This is a genomic window from Asaia sp. Ae19-3, assembly GCF_059801175.1.
Genome location: NZ_JBCHWF010000001.1, coordinates 2,868,253 through 2,886,757, shown reverse-complemented (window position 1 = coordinate 2,886,757; position 18,505 = coordinate 2,868,253). Strand labels below are relative to the sequence as shown.

Here is an 18,505-nt window from a genome sequence, read left to right as displayed (position 1 = left end):
GCAGCTGTGCCAGTCACAGCGTTTCGTAGCGATCCAGGACATCCCGGACCGACTGGATCAGAAAATTCCCGGCCTCAGGGGCAAGGGCGCCCGCCTGCACGCGCTCGAAAAACCGGGGCAGATACTGGCTGACCATCGTCTCGGGCAGTGAATCCTGCCCCAGTGAGCGCATCAGATCCTGTACCGCTTTTTCAGCTTCAGGCATCGGCCAGTAATAGCGAATGCGGTCGCTATAGCTGAAATGGCGCAGAATACGCTGTTCCTCTGCATCGCCATGGTAATGGCTTTGCCAGTTCGCTGGCGCTGCCAGCATTACCCGCTCCATGGTCTCAACAAGCGAAGACGCCTGTGGCTGACGAAACCGGTTGATCGCGTCAAGTCCATACAGCGCTTCACGCAGGGCGAAGCTCAGCTCGGGGCCTACCTTGAGAATACAGAACCCATCGCGCTTGAGTTGCGCCAGCGAAGCCCCCGGCTGATAATCGGTGGAATGGGCCTCGAAAACGAGCCCCGAAAGATCGGCCAGACTCGTTACCAGCGCCCGGGCGGCCTCAGGCTGATAGACCGCCACATCGTCATGACCGAATTCCACACCCGGCTGCACAACAATGCCGATCACACGAGGCCAGGCTTCGGGCAGAGCCGCCCGGAAAGCTGCTTCATGCACCGCATAGGTTGCGCGCACCGCTTCCGGCGTGGTCGGCACCACATGGTCGAGCGCCTCTGTCGCCCCGCCCGGTGTCGGAATTTCAGTACCGATCACATAGACAGCCTGACCGGGCGCCGCGGTTTCTGCCCTTCTGGCCAGCATCACTGCACGCTCGGCCACGACGGCATCGGGCAGATGCGCGGCTTCACCTTTGCACCCCATGCTGGCATCGAGATGCAGTTTGGTAAAACCCGCCCCGGCATAGGCCGCAATCATGTCGGATGCTTTTTGCAGCGCCTCTTCAGGCGGCAGAGACTTCCACGGATTGGGGCCGAGATGATCGCCCCCCAGAATGATCTGCTCTCGTGCAAAACCGATGCGATCGGCAATGCCGAAAACATAATCCCTGAAACCTTCAGGGGTCATGCCCGTATAGCCGCCCTCCTGATTGACCTGATTGCAGGTTGCCTCGATCAACGCAGGCTGGTTGCGCGACGCTGCATGCAAAAGCGCCGCCTCAATGACAACCGGATGGGCCGAGCAGACGGAAATGAGAGCCTGGCCCTGACCCTTGTCGTATTGAGCACGCAGCATGGACAGAGGTGACGCGGTCATGATGCGGCTCCTGCCGGCTTTTGCGCTGCGATTAGCTGGTCAAGCTCTGCGAAGCTCGATGTCCCTTCCATCGGCCCGAAGACCGATACGGCACGAGCCCCGGAAGCGCAGGCATAGCGCAGGGAATCCTCACGGGTCTTGCCAGACAGGCGACACGTGACATAGGTGGCGCCAAAGCAGTCGCCAGCCCCTGTCGGATCGACTTCCTGAGCAGTAAATGCCGCATTGCGCACCGTCTTGTCGGCGCAGAAACACGTTGCTCCTTCAGCGCCCTGCTTCAGTACGATTTCAGAAACACCCATATCAAGAATTTCCCTGATGGCTTCTTCCTGAGTCGTACCGGTGCAGAACAGCAGCAATTCGGGCCCACTGGGCAGGAAGATATCGCATTCTTGCAGCATCAATTCGAGGGCGGCCCGCATATCCGGGATATCGAGCATTTCCTTGCGGATATTCGGATCGAATGAAATCGTACCGCCCTGCGCCTTCACCTGATGCACGGCCGTCGTCACCGCATCGATAATTGGGAAGGAAAAAAGAGACGACCCCATGACATGAAAATGCGTGGCACGCCTCAGCAGCCCCCGGGCCGCCTCATGCAGGCCAACCTGCGAACAGGCCGATTGACGTATATTATAGACAAAATCCCGACTGCCGTCCGGGCGGTAACGCACGAACGCACTACCGGTAGAATAGGACTCCGCACGCAGAATGGCCGAGACATCGACACCGTCGCGTCTGAGGCGCTCGACATTCAGTGTCCCGAAATCGTCATGTCCAACCGCGGAGATGACACCGCAATCTCCACCGAGCTTTGCCACCTGATCGATGAAGATCGCAGGAGCGCCTGAGGGATAAGGGCCTTTCAGGGTCATGGGCTCAAGAAAGCCGACGCCCTGCGTCTCGGCCATGATCTCGACCACAATCTCGCCAATCGTGACGATACAGCGTGGCGCTTCGGGATCGAGATCCATCAGAAAACTGGATGCCATGGTCAGATATCCATCCGGGAAGAGAAAAAGAGAAACAAAGAGCGCAAAAGCCCCTCAGTCGGGCGATGACTGCTTGTCAGCGAAAACGCTCCAGTCCTGACACAGCACGGCGCCGTCGGGCGGGCTGCCGCCATGCAGAACCGACATCGTGTCACGCCATTCGAACAGCTGCGGATCGTCATCGACACGATCGAGCCGGTCGGTGAGCAGAAAAACCTGCTTTGCCTGATAGATGGCAGCGTCGAGGCAATTCCCTGTCTGGTCGAGACACGAAAACCCGGTCTTGCTGATCTGGGAGACCGAGATCACTGCAAGATCGAGATCATAAAATGAAAGCGCATGATTGGCCGCCGGGCTGATCAGCGGGTAACCGAGCCGGTCATATTCGCCACCAAGCAATGAGACTGCCGCATCGCTGCATCGGCTCGCCAGATGATAAGTCTCGAAACTATTGACCACAAAACGCAGATTTTCAGCGGTCGCATGAACCGGCACGAAAGACGCTGCCTGTGAATTATCAAGAAAGACGCATTGTCCGGGCTGCAACCGGAAAGCTACCGCCCTTGCCAGCGCCCGGGCTTCGAACAAGGTCGGCGCTTCATCAAGCGGCGCATTGACCGCGTAATCATGGGCCGGTCGCGCACCGCCATTAGTTCTGATCACAAGATTCTGGCTTTGGAGATAGGCCAGATCTGATCTGATCGTCACCATGGAGACATCAAACTGATCCGCCAGCGCCTCTGTGCGCAGGAACCCGGCCCGCCTGACAGCATCGATGATGCCAAGGCGGCGTTTGAGAGTCGCGCTATTAACGCCCATGGACATCAGAAACGATCTTTCGAAACGAAAATTCTATTTTCGTTTTGTAGGCGATCTTGCCCCGCTTGTCAGGAGGCTCCGACGTTTAACACGACAACGTGTTCGTGCCTTGCAACCCGTTAGAGCTTTACACAGACAGATGCCGATCGTTTCCACCCCCTCCTCCTTAATGGTGGAGATATGATCGGCAAAAAATACCTCATCCCTCTCTTAGTTTTGTAGACACAATACAGATATATACATGTCTCGGAAAATACATTAATGACATTTCTAGTACATTTCATAAAATATATACTTACAGAGCTATTTTTTTAATATTTTCTCCCATGCGACATTTGCTTATGTATAAATTTACAAAAAATTAACCCACAGCTGGTGAACTTTATTTTCTTTACTTAGTTTTTTTCATATTATCTCAAGTATATCTTTCTATAATTATCACTTTTTTTTGCATAATTTACATAAAAATGAGAATGCTGAAATCGCAATCTCACTACGACACATTAAAAAAAGGTTTTGTCATTGGAATCGCCGGTGCTGATTGTTTATATAATCGCAACCTCACTAGGGGGAACCTGACTTGTCCGACATTTTTACGTCGTCGCAAGTATCAAAACAATAATAAGCGCGTAGAGAGCAACAACTCTACCGGAACGCAGTATTGCGGTCTGATGACCGAGAACTAAGAGATGGCCGACGTTACCTCGAGCGTTACAACTAACGCTGCCAACGCTACGGTGACGCCACGCGCGGTCGGTACAACTCTTTCTGCTGGCACATGGTCGGCTGTCAAAGTGGGAACCGAAACGGTATTCGTGAGTGGTACTGTCACCGTTTCGGCCCCGGTCACCCTCGGCGCCGCAACGCTTAACGTCACCTCCGGTGCCGTTGTGGATGGTCTGGTCCAGACCAAGGGCGGCATCATCAATGTGCAGAACGGTGGCGTTCTGCGTAATTCGACGCTGACTGACGGCACGACCAATATCCTGAGTGGCGGACTGACCTCAGGCAATATTGGTGACTCGCAAAAAACAACTGTCAGTGCCGGTGGCAGCTCAGTCAATGATCAGTTCAAGGCTGTTGCCGGAACGGCCGATACGGTCACGGTCATGAATGGCGGCTATATTACTGGCACGGATCTGGCCAACACCACCATGTCCGCCGCAAGTGGCGCAAGCGTTGGCACGTTCACCAGCCACGACGGCGGCACCGTCAGCATTGCAAATGGCGCCTCGGTGGGTACCGGCTCAACAGTTACCCAAAACCTTGCGACGGATGCTCAACGCTATAAGCAGGCTCTGCTCAATGGCTCGACTTGGTCCGCCGTCAATGTTAACGGCACCACGGTTTATCAGAGCGGAGGAGTGACCGTTTCGGGGCCTGTCGTTCTCAATGCCAATACCACGCTTATCGTGACATCCGGCGCCGTTGCTTCCGGTGTCCTGGGCGCCGCCGCTACCGGCACACCGCGCATCACCGTCATGAGCGGTGGCTCACTCATTCATTCGACTGTCAATAATGGTGTCATCACGGTCAGTGCTGGCGGTTCGACTGCAAACAACGAATTCAATAGCAACACCATCACCTATGCGACGGGTGCGAAATCGCAGAATGATGATTTCTACGTAGCGGGAACAGGTACCAGCACTGTCACGGTTCAAAGCGGCGCGACAGTTACAAGTGCCGTCGTCAACACAAATATCAGACTTTCCGCCGTAAATGGCGCGACTCTGGATGGCATCGTCGTCGGATCGGGTGGGCGAGTCACATCGGCTGGCGTTATCATCTCTTCCAATACCAGCAATGTGACGCAGAACCCCAGCCTGGTCACAAGCAATAATGCCTATACAAACGGCAATCTCAGCGGAGGCACCTGGTCCGCCGTCAATGTCAATGGCACCACCTATTATCAGAGTGGCTCCGTTAGCATCACCGGCCCCGTCTTCCTGACCGGTGCCAACCTTGTCATCACATCTGGCGCAACAGTCGACGGTATGCTGCAGGCACAGTTGAGCAGCCCGACCATCACGGTCCAGAATGGCGGTAAACTGCTCAACTCGACCCTCAATAATGGCTACGTCATCGTTCAGTCTGGTGGCTACATGTCAGGAAATTACGGCAACTCTGCCGACGTCATCATCTCTGCCGGCGGCAGCTCGGTCAATGATACCTTCTATACGACCTATGGCGGCAACGACACCGTCACGGTGATGTCGGGCGGATCCATTACCGGCCCGTCCATCTCGAATACGACTCTCACAGTTTCGAGCGGCGGTACATTGGTTCAGCCACTCAATGTCGGCTCTGGTGGCGTCGCTAATATCTATGGCGGGTCGCAGGCCTGCTTCCTCGCAGGGGCCATGATCCGCACGCCGTCCGGCGAGACCGCTGTAGAAGATCTGTCGATTGGCGACGAAATCCTCACCTTCGATCCCAAGACCGGCGCGACAATTGCTCGCCCCGTTACCTGGATTGGCAGTGGCGAAATTCACGCCAGCACCGTTCTGCCTGCTGATCTCTCCGGCTTCCCGGTGCGCGTGCTCAAGGATGCTCTGGGTGATAACGTCCCGCACAAGGATATGCTCGTTACGGCTGAGCACTGTCTCTATCTCGATGGCGCTTTCGTTCCGGTGCGCATGCTCGTCAATGGCAGCAGTATTTTTTACGATATGAGCGAGGCCCAGTTTCGCTACTATCACGTCGAAACCGCTTCACATTCGGTCATCTGGGCAGATGGCGTGCTGACAGAAAGTTATCTCGACACAGGCAACAGCCTGCGTATGGACCGAAACGATACGGTGGTGCGCCTTCCGAAAAAAGGAATCACCTGGGAGACTCACGCAGCAGCGCCGCTCACAGTCGAGCGCTCTGTCATTGAGCCCCTCTATCGCAAGATCGAAGCGCGAGCAGCCCAGATGGGTGTGGCAACGAAAATCAATCAGCCAGCCCTGACCGCTGATGCCAACCTTCATCTTGTTACGGAAGGGGGCAAGATCGTTCGACCGGTGCGGCATAGTAACGGCCACACCATCTTCATGGTGCCGTCTAACCAGAGAAAGTTCAGCCTTGTTTCCCGCACAAGTCGCCCTGTCGATACAATCGGCGCTTTTATCGATGATCGACGCGAACTCGGTGTTCTGGTTGGTGAGATAAGCGTGTTCACTGCACAGGGTACCCTGCGCCTGACCGATCATCACGAAATCGCAGCGCTCAAGGGCTGGACTGCTCTGGAAAACGATCAATCCAGATGGACGACAGGCAACGCCGAGATCACGCTGGACATCGACCTTCCGGTCGGCGGCAGCATTCTCTCGGTGCAGGTTCTGGCTGCTGGCCCCTATCTTGCCGACAAGGATGAAGTGGCCTGCTATCGCATCACGGCCTGACACGTCTTCCAGACCGGGCGGCTTCCTCCGCCCGGTCCGGTCATCCTGCCTGACCACGCTGCCACGAAGACACGACTGCTCCCAGCAGACTCCAGACAAACGGCGCGTTGCTGCTGCCAGCCACAGCCTGCGCGCCGTTCTTCCGCGCTGATCACGGAGTTGCGTCTCCCGATCGCGCTCACTCCGCGCAATAACCCGTCATGGCCTCTTGCCAAACCATGGCTTTGCGGTGGAAATCGCTCCCCATGCGCAAACTCGACCCTTTCCTGCTCAGCCTGATTGCCGCCATCGTGCTCGCGACGTTCCTACCCTGTCACGGGCTGGGCGCAACGCTGCTGACCCATCTGACGACGCTTTGCATCGCCATCATGTTCTTTCTGCAAGGCGCACGGCTTGAACCCGGAGCCGTGCTGGAAAGTGTGCGCGACTGGCGTCTGCAAGGCAGCGTGCTCGGCTGCACGTTTCTGATGTTTCCCGTGCTCGGTATCGTTCTGCACGCGCTCATGCCTGGCCTGCTCAAACCCGACATGTGGCATGGCGTGCTGTTTCTGTGCTGCCTGCCCTCGACGGTGCAAAGCTCCATCGCCCTTACCTCGATCGCACGCGGCAATGTGCCCGCCTCTATCTGTGCGGCAACACTCTCCAATCTGGCGGGTATCGTCGCAACGCCCATTCTGGTCGCGCTGATCGTTCAGCGCGGCAATGTATGGTCCGGCCACGCCATCATCGACATCGCCACCCAGCTGCTTCTGCCTTTCGGGCTGGGCCAGCTTCTGCACACACGTCTGGGCGACTGGGCACGACGCAACAAGAAACTACTTTCACTCAGCGATCGCGGATCGATCATTCTCGTGGTCTATACGGCCTTCAGCCATGCCGTGGTGGAAGGCATCTGGCATCGCGTCTCGGTGCCTGATCTGCTCATTACGGCAGTGTTCGATACGGTGCTTCTGGCACTGGTTCTGTTCCTTTCTCGCGGGATCGGCCGTTTTGCCGGATTCAGTGAAGCCAGCAGCATTTCGCTCATGTTCTGCGGGTCGAAAAAATCCCTCGCAACCGGCGTGCCCATGGCCAATATCCTGTTCCCCGCAGCCGCAGTCGGCACGGTCGTGCTTCCGCTCATGATGTATCACCAGATCCAGCTTTTCATCTGCACGCTGCTCGCAAGACGCTTTGCCGCGCGCCATACCTCCGGCGAAGAAGGTTGAAAAACCTTTTCTTACGGCTCTTTCATGGGAAACGCCTGAGGAGTCAGCGGTTAAACCCCTGACTGGGGCGCCAGGAGAGATCATGCACAGGTGACATTCTGACGCCCCTCCCGCAAAGCGTCAGGAGAGACTGTGATCAAGCAAGACTATGTACACTCCATGTCGAGGCTCCTCGCATGGTTCGACTGGCTGCCGCCCTCACTCGCCTCCACCCTGCTTCTCTGTGCCGCCGCCCTGTTCGCGCTGCTTTTCAGCCGCCTGATCACGGAAGCACTTCCCCGCCTGCCCGGCCTGCGGCGTATCGCCTTCATTCACGAGACGATCGCCCGGCTGCAGAACCATGTCCGCCTGCTGCTGATGATTGTGGCGGCCAGTGCTGCCCTGCCTGCCACAACGGGCTTTACGCCAAAGACCATCCAGTTTCTGGCCCATTTCTTCGTCTTTGCCTCGATCATCACCATCGGGTTCGGGCTGATAAAGGCCTTTCGTTTCGGCACGGATAAATATCTCGACCGCATCGCCAACCGCGCGCAGGTTGACGATATCACCGTGCGCTCGCACCAGACCCAGATTCGCATCCTGCGACGCCTGATCGAAATCACCTGCGGTGTCATTACTGTGGGTGCGGCGCTGATGGTGTTCGAATCTGTCAGACAATATGGCGTCTCGCTTTTCGCCTCTGCCGGTGCGGCCTCTCTCGTTGTAGGTCTTTCGGCCCGCCCGGCCCTGTCCAACCTGATTGCTGGCATCCAGATTGCCATCACCCAGCCCATACGCATGGAAGACATGCTTATTCTCAATGGCGACTGGGCCTATGTGGAAGAGATCAACGCCACCTATGTCGTGCTGCGCACCTGGGACCGCAGACGCTATATCGTGCCGATCGCCTATTTTCTCGAAAACCCCTTCCAGAACTGGACGCACAGTTCGCCCTCTCTCATCGGTTCGGTGTTTCTCTGGCTGGATTACCAGACGCCCATGGATGAGGTACGGCGCCTGTTCCATGAGGAACTCAAGGCCTGCGAAAACTGGGATCACGACATGAATTCGGTCGGCTGTCAGGTTGCCGACAGCAATGCCCAGGTAATCTCGATCCGCCTGATTGCGGGCGCCAGCGATGCCAATGGCATGTGGAATCTCTGCTGCGATCTGCGTGAACGCATGCTCAAACGCCTGCGCGAAGATCTGCCGCAATCCCTGCCGCGTGGCCGCACCGCCATCGTACCCGGCGCCGCAGACGAACCTGCCTGGCCAGACTCACTGGTCTCGCCCCCCGTCAACCGTCCAATGAGTGGCAGCCAGTATAATGGTCCGGACATACGCCCCACCAGCAGGTAGGCCCGGGATTTACCTCACCATAAAATCCTGTGTCTGACAGGCGCGACATGACTTGAGGGGTCGTGTTACGCCCTGTCATGGCAGTAAGTGCCCGGCTTCCCTAATCAGGGAGAGGGTTATTTCCTGTTCATCGACGTGGCTGAGGGTGTGCAGCCTCTGCTAAGTGAAGAACGCGCTGATAAAAGGCGATCCGATTTTCTGAAAATACGGTCGAGCTATGACCCGGCCTAGAATGGGCTCGCCTCCGCCTGCACTTTAGGCGTAATTCGGTTGGCAACGATCCAGCGCCTGCACGGCCACCTCGCCGAATTCGAGATCGCTCAGCTTGATCGAGGCATGAAAGACCTTGCCGAAATTCTCATTGGTGCCCCAGGCGGAATGGCCCGCGCCACGACCGCGGGAAGCGACCATTTCGACCTGATCTTCCCTGTCCTTCGGCCACCTTACGAAAACCATCGCTGATTTTGACATGGTCGTCAGGAAATCCTTGAAGCCGAATTCCTGCTGGATACGCAGCCAGAACTCACGAGACTTCTGGTTTGACTCGTCCTTTGCCGGGCGAGAGACTTCACTTGGAATTGGCGTAGGCAAGTGCGCACCGAAATCCTCACTGCTATACAGCGCCTTCTTGAGATTAGCCCCGATCCACTCTGTCGTGGCCTCTTTTCGAGGGGTGAAGGTCGACCAGCCGGATCGGGAGAAGTAACTCCCTCCCCAACGCTCCGTGCAGATCACGGCCACATATTTTCTGGTGCGGATGAGCCGGGCGCGACGAGTGGGGATCTGCCAGGAGGGAATGACGGTGCTCATGCGCTATCTGCAATCCTGAAATCGATGATTCTCATAGCCACGGAGTGGGCAAAAACGCAGTTTCCGGCACGCTTCGGGGCTGAACAGATCGCCCCTACGGGGTAGTGATCGGCCAAGCCCCCGAGGCCCTTGAAAAAGGTTTGGATAAAGGCTTGCTGAACGTCGAGCATTTCCCCGCCGGGCCGGATTCCATAAATAAAGGCTCCAACATCAACGCTACACACAAAGCGACAGCGTAAAAAGTTCTAGTAACTTCCAGAATCTCATCAAAAATAGTTTCGTATTTACCACACGGAAAAATGAGACACACCTGCCTCTGATGGTTTTCAATCAATTTCACGCATAACAGCGTGTGGCTGACGCTCTAGACGAAAAGGTGACCAGGCCGGACGAAACACCTGTCAGGTCGGCCTCACCTTTGTCGAAGGGAATTGCCCGGTGAAACTGGTTCTCGACCCCTATATGCAACGCCATCTCACCCTGCCGGAAATTGCCAGAACGGTTTCCGGCTATGGGTTCGACGGTATCGAACTCTCGCCGCGCGCCGATTTTCTGGATTGGTGGGTGATGCCACGCGCCACGTCGCAGCGTATCCGCGATTTCAAGGCTGCCTTGCGCGACCACGGCACCGAGCTTTCCACATTGCAGCCCATGTATCGCTGGTCGAGCCCGATCGAGGAAGAACGACAGATCGCCATGCGCTACTGGAAGCGCGCCATCGAGATTGCCTCCGAAATGGAGTGCCCGCTCATGGTCTCCGAATTCGGGCGCGGCACCTCGCCCGAACGGTCTGCGGGACTGCCACCCGGCGTTGCGACACCGGAAACCTGCGAGGCAGCCTTCTGGCGCTCCATGGATGATCTCGTGCCCGTTCTCGAGCGTGCAGGCATCACCCTGTCTCTGGAACCGCATCCGGAAGACTGGGTCGAAACCTTCCATCCTGCCATCGATATCATCCGCAATATCGGCTCGGATGCGGTCAGAATGTCCTATATCGTGCCGCATACCTTCTTCTACGGCGAAGACATGGCTGCCATGCTGCGCGAGGCGGCGGATATTCTTGTTCATATCCGCGTGGCCGATACATTCGACCACCGAAAATCCTCGGAACTACGCTACATCGTCAACCCGCCGGGCGCGCGCGTGCGAGTGCATCAGCATCTCGATATCGGTCAGGGCGAAATCGACTGGACGGCCTTTTTCGACACGCTGGCAGAGATACGCTTTGACGGTGTTCTGTCCTCCTGTGTCTTCGCCTGGGAAGAGCGTGCGGAAGACTCTTCACGCTTCATGCTCGAGACGATGCGGCGCGAACTGAACAAGCGGCGCCTGATCTGACCCGCCCCCGCCCAGGCTGGGCTCAGATATCCTTCGGCAGGCGCTGGACGCGCGAGCGCAATAACTGCTCCTCGAAATCCAGCTCCTGCTGCAATTCCCATTCCGTCTGGTCGTTGATCCCACGCTCGACGAACAAATCATGCAGCGTCTGTCGCTGCGCGCGCAGAACAAGCAGGCGTGTTGCCAGTTCGAGCCGCTCGCGACGCAGGGCAAGCTGGCGGTTCATCAATGTGGAGTGATGCGATTCATCAATCTGGCTCAGACGGTTTTCATAGCTCTGTGACAGACGATCGATCACATCATGCTTGAGTTCCCTGTCCTGCACGCTGCTATCGGCCGTGTCGGGTGTCTGGAAACGTTCGTCGTGCAGGAGGGAGATTGCCGTGCGCAACAACCTCTGACGCGCCATGATTTCTTCCGAGGCGTAACGATCCATGCCGGGGTCAGGCAAAAAGCGGATGCAGAGCGGCATCAGCAGCCCGGCACCAACAAGAGAAATAACAATCACACCCGCCGCAACCGTAATCAGCAGATCGCGTGATGGAAACGCCCCCAGTTCACTCCCCACCGCAGGCAGGGACAGAACAGCCGCAAGCGTGACCGCACCGCGCACGCCTGCAAAGGTCAGCAGCAGCGAACTCAGGAAACCTGGCCAGGCAAAGGGCTTTTGCGTCCAGCGCGCCACGCACCAGCGCCGCAGGATGGACAGCCATATCCCGATGAAGCGCAGCGTCGTCATGATGAGATAAACCGCGCCGACAAGGGCGACGAGCTGTAGCAGCGACACCTGGCGCTCATGCGCCATCGCCATGCCGCCCTGCACCAGAGCAGGCAGTTGCAGGCCAAGCAGAAGAAAGATCAGGGCGTTGAAGATGTAGTTGACCATGCCCCAGACCGTCGTGGCCTGAAGGCGGGTGGCGGTATTCGTCTCCTCGATCATGCCCATCATCTTGATGACCATGCACGCAGCGACAGAGGCCAGAATGCCTGAGCAATGCACCGCCTCGGCCACGATATAGGTCACAAAAGGCAGCAGGATCATCAGGGTGATCTGCAAGGGCGGATCGTCAAATCCGCGACGCAGCAACACACGGTTGAGCCGCGCCGAGACATAGGCAATGAGCGCCCCGCTGGCCATGCCACCAAAGGCAACCAGCAGAAACGCGTCAAAAGCCTGACGGTAGGAGAACTCGCCCGTCAGCGCCGCTGCCGTCGCAAAGCGAAAGCACACCAGACCCGACGCATCGTTGAAAAGCGCCTCGCCTGAAAGAACATGAATCATCCGTTCGGGCACATGGCGCCCGGCCATGAGACTCGAGACTGCCACCGTGTCGGTGGGGGAAAGCGCGGCGGCGAGGGCGAAGCAGCAGGGCAGATCGAGTGTCGGTATCAGCCAGTGAATGGCGTAGCCGCAGCAAACCGTGCTGAACACCACTAGACCGAAAGCCAGAAAGAAGATTGTGCCGCGCAATTCGTGAAACTCACGCAATGGCATGCGAAAGGCATCCGCAAAAAGCAGCGGAGGCAGAAAGACCAGCATGAACAGATCAGGGCGCAGCCCGATCTTTACTCCCAGCAGGGCAGCGCCGATCCCCAGCACGATCTGGATCAGCGGCAGCGGAATCGCATTTTTGACCAGGCGGATCAGCAGACTGCTTGCGGCGGCCAGCACGAGAAGAAAGAGAATATGATCTGCGGGTATCATGGCTTCGGGGCCCGCGTGTGGCACGACATGAGGATAGGAACAGCCTTCGTTATTCGTCCGGCGCACGCCTTTGCAAAATGCGCTAGAATAGCGGGATGAGCTCCTTTCGCTTTCTGCACGCGGCCGATCTCCATCTTGATAGCCCACTCAAGGGGCTGGAGCGGCATGACGATTTGTCCATCGACCGTATCCGCTCGGCATCACGCCGCGCACTCGACAATATGGTTGATGCCGCCATCGAGCATGATGTCGCTTTTGTCGTGATTGCAGGCGACCTCTATGACGGCGACTGGAAAACAATCAGCACCGGGCGCTACATGGCGACCACTCTTGGGCGCCTGATTGCGCATGGCATCAGGGTTTTCCTGCTGCAGGGCAATCACGACGCGGCCTCAGTGCTCACTCGCGACCTGCCGCTACAGGCCGGCATAGACCGTTTTCCTTCCCCCCGCCCGGGCAGCTTTCTGATTGAAGACCTCGGCGTGGCCCTGCATGGGCAGAGCTTTGCCAACCGGCATATGCCCCATGACATGACCCCCGCCTATCCGGCGCCCGTACCCGGCTATTTCAATATCGGCGTCCTGCACACCTCGCTTTCGGGCCATGGGCAGCATGAAACCTATGCCCCCTGCGCGCCCGAGACACTGCGTGCCAAGAATTATGATTACTGGGCGCTGGGCCATGTGCATGAGCGCATGATCCTGACCGATGGCACCCCCATCGTCTTTCCCGGCGTGCTTCAGGGCCGCCATATCCGCGAAACGGGCGAAAAAGGCGTCGTGCTGGTTTCCGTAACCGACCATCGCATCGACTCGATCACCCCCATCGCCTGCGATGTGGTGCGCTGGCACGCTGCGCGTTTCGACTGCACCGGAATCGAGAATTTTTCGGCCTTCGAAGACCGGATCGGCGCTTTTCTGCGTGACATCGCCCACACGCATGAAGGGCATCTCTGCGTGATGCGCCTGACAATAGCAGGGACAACTGCGCTGCATGACACGCTCAAGCGTCAGGGCCAGACTCTGCGCGAAGTCGTGCAGCATCTGGCCGCCATGAGCGGTGGTGAGATCGAGCTCGAAAAACTTCTGCTCGACACCACCCCTGTCGCGACACAGACCCGATTGGCGCCAGATGAGGGCGATGGTTTCGCATTATCCGGCCTCGTGCATGAGGCTGCCAGCGATGAGGCCCTGCTGAAAGCGATTGGTGAGGAGCTCGATTCCTGCCTCAAGACGCTCAATCTCGGTGACATCGCCCCTGATTCCCTCCTCGACCGCATCAACCGTCGCGACTGGGCCTCTATCCTGCCCGAGCTGAACGAGGCTCTTTGCGACAGGCTGTCGGGCAAGGGAGACGCCTCATGAGATTTGGCTCGCTCGACCTCATCCGTTACGGCAGTTTTTCTGACCGACATTACAATTTCGCGCACAGCCCCGCTGACCTGCACGTGCTGCATGGTGCCAATGAGGCGGGCAAATCGACCATGCTCGCCGCGATTGGCGATCTGCTTTTCGGCTTTCCCAATCTCAAATCGCAGGACTGGCTTTTCGACGCTCCCCTGCTGCGCGTCGGTGCCAGTCTCGAACAGGGCGATACCCGGCTCGATGTCGTCCGCAAACGCGGGCGCGCGCAGACGCTGCTCGCCCCTGACGATACCACGCCACTCGATGAAAACGCCCTGCTTCGCTGGCTGGGCGGTGTCGATCGTACGGCTTTCGAGCGCATGTGGAGCCTCGACCATCAGCGTCTGCGCGCCGGTGGCGACGCCATGGCACGTTTTGAGGGCGATCTCGGCCAGCAGCTTCTGGCTGCAGGATTCGGACTCGAAAACGTGCAGAACGTGCTTGAATCTCTCGACGCTCAGGCCAGCGCCATCTGGAAAAAAGGCGGTCGCGGCACACAGCTCAATGAGCTGAAAAAGGAATTCGATGCGGCGCGCAGCCAGTTGAGCACCGCCGAAAGCGCCCGCTCAACCTGGACCTCCCTCACCAACGAGGCCAGCGCACTCGAAAACGACCGCCTGAGCCTTGAGCAGCGTATCACCGCCCTGCGTCAGGAGCGCAGCCGGCTGGAAAGACTCAAACGGCTCAGATCGGCACTGACCCGTCTCGATGCGCTCAACGATGCACTGAACGCCACCCCCGCCCCGCTCCTCACCCTGCAGGAGCATGAGAGTTTCGAGCGCCTGCTCAGGAACTGGACCGAAGCACTGCAGAAACGGGCTGACCTGCAACACGCCCATGACGGGCTGGTCGAAACCCGTGCGGGCTGCCAGCCTGATCTCGTTCTGCTGGCGCAGGCAGAAAAAGTTCGCGACTTCAAAAGCCGGTTCGAAGCGCTCGGCCCTGAGCGTCTCGATCGTGAAGAGGAAACCAGCCTGTCACAGTTCGAAGCCGCGTTGCAGGCACAGGGCCACACCGGGACAGCAGAAGAGATCCTGTCGCGTCTGCCGCAGGAGAGCCTTCTTGAGAGGCTACGCCCTCTGGCAAAAGCCCGTGATGCGCTCACCCTGCGTGAGACTGAATGGCACCGCAATCATGAAGCCGCGCAGGAAAGACTGGCCCGCGCCGAGGCAACGCGCGGCACGGCCAGGGCAAGCGATCTGCGCCCCCTGCAGATCGCTGTACAACAGGCCGAGGCTCTAGGAGATATCGACAGCACCGTGACTGCCCTCGGCCGTGCCTGCCATGAGGCAGAAGCAAGGATGACCCAGTCCCTGCGCGATCTGCTGCCCTGGAAAGGCACCCCGGAAGCGCTCGGCATGATGGCGCTTCCCGAACCCGGATTTCTGGAACGACAGAAGGAGATCTGGCGTGAGAGGCAGAAAGCCGTTGTTTCTGCCACAGAAGCAGCTCAGGCTTTGGGCGACACCAGAGACCGCCTCCTGCTCGACAAGGCCCAGCTTGAACAACGCGACATCATCTCGCACGCCGCGCTGAGCCAGGAACGCGTCCGGCGTGACACCCTGTTTGACGCGTTGATGACCGCCCCCCACGATGTCGACAAACGGGCAGACTATCTCGCATCACGCCTCACGGCCGATCAGCTCGCCGATCGCCGCTTCGACGATGCCGAGGAATCGGCAAAGCTGACCCAGATCGAGCAGGCACTCGAACGTTGTATTCTGGAACTGGCCCAAGCCGACTCACGACGCGATACCCTGCTGCAGACAGAGCAGGAAGCCTCGCGCTCATGGCAGGACGAAGTGGAAAAACGGGGCCTGCCGATCTTGCCGCCCGATCGTCTGACAGGCTGGCTGGAGCTCAGGCACAAGGCGCTTGAGGCGCAGGCGCGCCATCAGGCCGCACAGGCCGATCACGATGCCGCCTGTACCCGCCGGGCCGCCATGCTCACAACCCTGCATGGACTTCTGCCCGATCTCAAAACGCGTGATACGCTCGCCGACAGTCTGATCGAAGTCAGAATGCACTTGCGTGACCGCGAGAAAGAGGCCCAGCGCCTCGCCGAGCGCGAAACAGAATGCGATCTGGCCCGGCGCGAAGCTCTGTCAGAGCAGCGCAAGGGTGAGGCGCTTGTCGCCGAGCGACAGGCGCTGCTTGCGCGCTGGGCCGAGACACTTCCCGGCACAGAGCCATGGCCATCGGAAAAAGTCGAAACTCTTGAAGACGCGCGCAGAAAAGTCAGCACCCTGCTGGTGCGGCGTGCAGCCCTGACAGCACGCAAAGCCGATAGCGCCGCCCTCGAAGAGGCTTTCCGCCATTTCATGGTGGGTCTCGGTCGGGGGGAGGCCCTCGCTCTGGCGACAGCTGGCGCAGCCATGGCCTCACTGCATGAGGCCCTGCTGAAAGCACAGCTCGACAAGGCGCAGGCCGATCTTCAGGACACCCGGATCAGGGAGCACGCCGATGCCTGTGCTCTTGCCGACACCAGGCTCGACGCACTGCGCGCCACATTCACGCCCTTCATGCAGAAGCTTGGCGCCACTGAAATCGAGACCATACGCCCGGTTCTCGATGCGGAAATGCGTCACTATCGTGATCAGGAAGAGAGGACACAGCTCGAACGACAGATCATCGACCATTCAGACGGGCTCGATCTGGCCCAATTGCAAGAGCAGGCCAAAGACACCGACCCCGCTCTGACAGAAACCCGTCTCGGTGCCGTTGAGAGCGAACAGGCAGAGCTTGAGCGCCAGCGCGATGCGGCCTTCTCGCGAGGAGGCGAGATCAGGGCGTTGCTGCGTGACATCGAGAAGGACGAGGCAGCGCTGAGTGCCGCTTTTGACATCGAGTCCTGCCGCGCCAAAATGGCACGCGCTGCCGAGGAATGGGCAACCTCCCGCATCCAGTCGCTGGTTCTCACCCATGTGGCGAGACGTCAGAGGCTCGAGAACACCAACCCTCTTCTGAAAGCAGCAGAGACGATCTTCGGTTCACTGACATGCGGGCGCTATCAGAAGCTCGTCATTTCAGAGGATGGCCGGACACCAGAGCTTGCAGGCATGCTGCAAGACGAGAAAATGGTACGCCCCTCGGCCATGAGCGAAGGCACGCGTGATCAACTCTATCTGAGCCTGCGCCTTGCCGCGCTCGAACAGGCACGGGCACGCGGCGTCACCCTGCCCTTCATTGCCGATGACCTGTTCATCACCTTTGATGAAAACCGTGCCGAAGCCGGTTTCGCGACATTGGCCAGAATCGCGCAGCATCAGCAGATTCTTTTCCTGACCCATCACGCGCATCTGGCCGAAATGGCGACGCCATTTGGCGCCACGCGTCACAGCGTGTAAGCCCGAAGGCATGAATTACGGGACGATCTTCATCACCGGGGCGGCTTCCGGTATCGGGCGTGCCCTAGCCGTCGCCCTCTCTGCGCCCGGTCGCGCGCTTCATCTGGCCGATTGCCAGCAGAACGGCCTGGAAGAGACAGGCGCAGCCTGTCGGGCAAAGGGTGCCGAAACCTGCCTGACCTGCCTTGATGTGACAGATCAGGACGCCATGACCCAGTGGTGCACCCAGGCCGCCGACCGACCGGTCGATCTGTTGCTGGTCTGCGCCGGTGTGACCGGCGGTGTGGCCGCCTTGGAAGGCGACGGCGCCGCCTTTGAAAGCATCGAGCAGGTTCGGCGCATGATGGCCGTCAATCTCGATGGGGCCCTCAATGCCATCCTTCCCATGATGGCGCGCATGCGCGCCCAGCCTCTGCGCAAGACCGGTCGGCTTGCCCGCCAGCGGGGGCAGATCTGTGCCATCGCCTCGGTTGCAGGGCTCGTTTCCTATCCCGGCACACCTTCCTATTCCGCCTCTAAAGCGGCGCTCGACCGCTTTATGGTGGCCAGCGGCGCCTATAGCCGCCGGGCAGGCATTCACCTCTCCAGCGTCTGCTGCAGCTTCGTCGATACCCCCATGGTGGCGCAGAACCGGTTCCCCATGCCGGGGCTTTCGAGCGTGGAACGTGCGGTCGCGCAGATCCTGCGCGGTCTGGCGCGTCGCAAGAGACGAATCATTTTCCCCGCCTGGCTGGTTCTGGGCTCGCGTTTCATGGATGTGCTGCCCGTGCGTCTGGCCGAGGCCTATTACACGCATCAGCCCACTGGCTGCCCCGGCTCGATGCCACCGCTCGACCAGTAGCCAGGGTCAAAATACGAAAAGATCAAGACAAGAGCGTCCCGGGCTACGTATTCC

The 18,505-nt window shown here is 58.7% G+C and carries 12 protein-coding genes; 7 read left to right on the top strand and 5 right to left on the bottom strand.

What is annotated here, in order from left to right:
• Positions 1–13 precede the first annotated feature (13 nt).
• Genes AAID99_RS12680 through AAID99_RS12670 form a run of 3 tightly spaced genes read right to left on the bottom strand, consistent with a single transcriptional unit; the run spans position 14 to position 3,081 of the window.
• Complete coding sequence (locus AAID99_RS12680) at positions 14–1,264, bottom strand: D-tagatose-bisphosphate aldolase, class II, non-catalytic subunit (protein ID WP_498494054.1); 1,251 nt, start codon at positions 1,262–1,264, stop codon at positions 14–16.
• Positions 1,261–2,256, bottom strand: coding sequence for a tagatose kinase (locus tag AAID99_RS12675; RefSeq protein ID WP_498494053.1), 996 nt, complete (start codon positions 2,254–2,256; stop codon positions 1,261–1,263). Before AAID99_RS12675 ends, AAID99_RS12680 begins: the two co-directional genes overlap by 4 nt.
• A 54-nt stretch (positions 2,257–2,310) precedes the next feature.
• Positions 2,311–3,081: a DeoR/GlpR family DNA-binding transcription regulator gene (locus tag AAID99_RS12670; RefSeq protein WP_498494052.1), complete on the bottom strand. Its 771-nt coding sequence runs from the start codon at positions 3,079–3,081 to the stop codon at positions 2,311–2,313.
• A 683-nt stretch (positions 3,082–3,764) separates the two neighbouring features.
• Between AAID99_RS12670 and AAID99_RS12665 the strand changes: the two genes are divergently transcribed.
• The 3 genes from AAID99_RS12665 to AAID99_RS12655 all read left to right on the top strand — a co-directional run bounded on the left by AAID99_RS12665 (position 3,765) and on the right by AAID99_RS12655 (position 9,007).
• Positions 3,765–6,461, top strand: a complete 2,697-nt coding sequence (locus AAID99_RS12665) for a Hint domain-containing protein (protein WP_498494051.1) — start codon at positions 3,765–3,767, stop codon at positions 6,459–6,461.
• Positions 6,462–6,706: 245 nt separating this feature from the next.
• Positions 6,707–7,669, top strand: coding sequence for a bile acid:sodium symporter family protein (locus AAID99_RS12660; protein ID WP_188427444.1), 963 nt, complete (start codon positions 6,707–6,709; stop codon positions 7,667–7,669).
• 159 nt (positions 7,670–7,828) lie between these two features.
• Complete coding sequence (locus AAID99_RS12655; protein WP_188427443.1) at positions 7,829–9,007, top strand: mechanosensitive ion channel family protein; 1,179 nt, start codon at positions 7,829–7,831, stop codon at positions 9,005–9,007.
• 255 nt (positions 9,008–9,262) lie between these two features.
• Here AAID99_RS12655 and AAID99_RS12650 read toward each other — a convergent pair whose 3' ends face one another.
• Complete coding sequence (locus AAID99_RS12650) at positions 9,263–9,817, bottom strand: contact-dependent growth inhibition system immunity protein (protein ID WP_188427442.1); 555 nt, start codon at positions 9,815–9,817, stop codon at positions 9,263–9,265.
• A gap of 438 nt (positions 9,818–10,255) precedes the next feature.
• On the opposite strand from AAID99_RS12650, the gene AAID99_RS12645 reads away from it, so the two are divergent.
• Positions 10,256–11,155 (top strand): sugar phosphate isomerase/epimerase family protein, encoded by a 900-nt coding sequence (locus AAID99_RS12645; protein ID WP_188427441.1) that lies wholly within the window; start codon positions 10,256–10,258, stop codon positions 11,153–11,155.
• A 22-nt stretch (positions 11,156–11,177) separates the two neighbouring features.
• On the opposite strand, the gene AAID99_RS12640 is transcribed toward AAID99_RS12645, so the two are convergent.
• Positions 11,178–12,860: a Na+/H+ antiporter gene (locus tag AAID99_RS12640; RefSeq protein WP_498494050.1), complete on the bottom strand. Its 1,683-nt coding sequence runs from the start codon at positions 12,858–12,860 to the stop codon at positions 11,178–11,180.
• Positions 12,861–12,955: 95 nt separating this feature from the next.
• Here AAID99_RS12640 and AAID99_RS12635 point away from each other — a divergent pair, with 95 nt between their 5' ends.
• Genes AAID99_RS12635 through AAID99_RS12625 form a run of 3 tightly spaced genes read left to right on the top strand, consistent with a single transcriptional unit; the run spans position 12,956 to position 18,451 of the window.
• Positions 12,956–14,224: a metallophosphoesterase family protein gene (locus tag AAID99_RS12635; protein WP_498494049.1), complete on the top strand. Its 1,269-nt coding sequence runs from the start codon at positions 12,956–12,958 to the stop codon at positions 14,222–14,224.
• Positions 14,221–17,610, top strand: coding sequence for an ATP-binding protein (locus tag AAID99_RS12630; RefSeq protein ID WP_188427438.1), 3,390 nt, complete (start codon positions 14,221–14,223; stop codon positions 17,608–17,610). The genes AAID99_RS12635 and AAID99_RS12630 overlap by 4 nt, the downstream gene beginning before the upstream one ends.
• Positions 17,585–18,451 carry an SDR family NAD(P)-dependent oxidoreductase gene (locus AAID99_RS12625; protein ID WP_498494048.1) on the top strand — a complete coding sequence of 289 codons (867 nt, stop codon included), beginning with the start codon at positions 17,585–17,587 and terminating at the stop codon, positions 18,449–18,451. The genes AAID99_RS12630 and AAID99_RS12625 overlap by 26 nt, the downstream gene beginning before the upstream one ends.
• Positions 18,452–18,505 lie beyond the last annotated feature (54 nt).

Bases quoted from the DNA above. Each gene is read 5' to 3' on its own strand.
- AAID99_RS12670 (WP_498494052.1), bottom strand. From the start codon at position 3,081: ATGTCCATGGGCGTTAATAGCGCGACTCTCAAACGCCGCCTTGGCATC.
- AAID99_RS12635 (WP_498494049.1), top strand. From the start codon at position 12,956: ATGAGCTCCTTTCGCTTTCTGCACGCGGCCGATCTCCATCTTGATAGC.
- AAID99_RS12655 (WP_188427443.1), top strand. From the start codon at position 7,829: ATGTCGAGGCTCCTCGCATGGTTCGACTGGCTGCCGCCCTCACTCGCC.
- AAID99_RS12660 (WP_188427444.1), top strand. From the start codon at position 6,707: ATGCGCAAACTCGACCCTTTCCTGCTCAGCCTGATTGCCGCCATCGTG.
- AAID99_RS12665 (WP_498494051.1), top strand. From the start codon at position 3,765: ATGGCCGACGTTACCTCGAGCGTTACAACTAACGCTGCCAACGCTACG.
- AAID99_RS12650 (WP_188427442.1), bottom strand. From the start codon at position 9,817: ATGAGCACCGTCATTCCCTCCTGGCAGATCCCCACTCGTCGCGCCCGG.
- AAID99_RS12675 (WP_498494053.1), bottom strand. From the start codon at position 2,256: ATGGCATCCAGTTTTCTGATGGATCTCGATCCCGAAGCGCCACGCTGT.
- AAID99_RS12630 (WP_188427438.1), top strand. From the start codon at position 14,221: ATGAGATTTGGCTCGCTCGACCTCATCCGTTACGGCAGTTTTTCTGAC.
- AAID99_RS12680 (WP_498494054.1), bottom strand. From the start codon at position 1,264: ATGACCGCGTCACCTCTGTCCATGCTGCGTGCTCAATACGACAAGGGT.
- AAID99_RS12640 (WP_498494050.1), bottom strand. From the start codon at position 12,860: ATGATACCCGCAGATCATATTCTCTTTCTTCTCGTGCTGGCCGCCGCA.